This window comes from Agromyces humi, from assembly GCF_009720255.1.
GTDB lineage: Bacteria > Actinomycetota > Actinomycetes > Actinomycetales > Microbacteriaceae > Agromyces > Agromyces humi.
In genome coordinates this window covers 1-1419 of the sequence record NZ_WJSP02000623.1, presented here as the reverse complement: position 1 = coordinate 1419, position 1419 = coordinate 1, and the positions used below count along the sequence as shown (strand labels likewise).

Annotated in this window: 1 protein-coding gene and 1 pseudogene; one reads left to right on the top strand and one right to left on the bottom strand. The window is 70.6% G+C overall.

All coding sequences use genetic code 11. From position 1 onward, the window contains the following. Positions 1-373, bottom strand: a pseudogene (locus GH736_RS24390) (hypothetical protein); the annotation flags it as partial. Positions 374-522: 149 nt separating this feature from the next. Here GH736_RS24390 and GH736_RS22965 point away from each other — a divergent pair. Next, the coding region (locus GH736_RS22965) for a Sir2 family NAD-dependent protein deacetylase (protein WP_159607334.1) at positions 523-1419 on the top strand (897 nt) is incomplete at its 3' end.

Genomic DNA, 1419 nt, shown 5'->3' with positions numbered 1-1419 from the left:
CCGATCTCGAACCGGAGCGAATCCAGGAACTCTCCGGGGTCGGCTGTCTCGGCCTGCCAGTCCGAGATGTGCGCGAGCCAGGCCATGTCGGTGTCGTTGGCGTTCTGGGCGTCGGTGGTGCGCCCCGGTGGACGCGGTAGCCGGTGATCTCCTCGAGCTGGTCGGGGTCGGCCAGGTGCACGGGGACGTCGAACGGCGCGAGCTCGGCCTCGAGTCCGGCGAGCCACTTCTCCTCCATCAGCACCGAGCGCGGGCGGTGCCCCGCGCCGATCGCGCGGCGGATGACCTTGGCCGATTCGGCGATGTACAGGCCCTCGGCGGGCTCGTGGGCGCTGCGCAGGGTCACGTCGGTGAGCCGGGCGTAGTCGGCCACGGCGTCGGATGCCGCGTCGCGGACTCGTTCGATGTGCATGGATCTCCTCCCCCTAGCCTGCCAGTGCGCGAAACATTCCGGAAAACGGACACGTCTAGAATCGGACCACGTCGAAGGGAGACGCCGTGGTGCCTGGCCTCGAAGCTCCGATGATCGCCGACGAACAGTTCGAGACGGCGATCGGACTCATGCGCGGTTCGCGCGTGGCGGTGCTCACCGGCGCGGGGGTCTCGACGGACTCCGGCATCCCCGACTACCGCGGCGAGGGCGCGCCGGTGCGCACGCCCATGACCTTCCAGGCGTTCCTCGCCTCCGAGACGGCGCGCAAGCGGTACTGGGCGGGCAGCCACCTGGGCTGGCGCAGCTTCGGCGCCGCCCAGCCGAACCGGGGCCACCTCGCGCTTGCCGACCTCGAGGCGGACGGCATCGTCGACGGCGTCGTCACGCAGAACGTCGACGGCCTGCACCGCCGGGCGGGCAGCCGGCACGTGGTCGAGCTGCACGGCGGCATGGATCGCGTGCTCTGCCTCACCTGCGGCCAGCACTACGCCCGGCAGGCCATCGCCGACCGGCTCGCCGAGCTGAACCCGTCGATCGACCTGGAGCGCGCCATCCGGGCCCGGCCCGACGGCGACGTCGACGTGGATGACGTCGAGACGATGGTGATCCCCGCGTGCACCGTGTGCGGGGGCATCCTGAAGCCCGACGTCGTGTTCTTCGGCGAGTTCGTGCCGGTCGACGTGTACCAGGCCGCAGCGTCGCTCGTCCGGGCAGCCGACACCCTGCTGGTGGCGGGCTCCTCGCTCGTCGTGAACTCGGGCATGCGGCTCATCGAGCTGGCGCGGCGTCGGCGCATGCCGATCATCGTCGTGAACCGCGGCATCACCAAGGGCGACAGCCGGGCCGCAGTGAAGATCGACGCGGGCGCGGTCCAGTCTTCGCCGCCGGAGCGGAACGACGGCCCGGTCTTCTCCGTCGTCATCTCGACCCAGCTGCCGTCGTTGTCCTGGATCGGATCGGTCGCGGTGACCCAGTCGATGATCTTG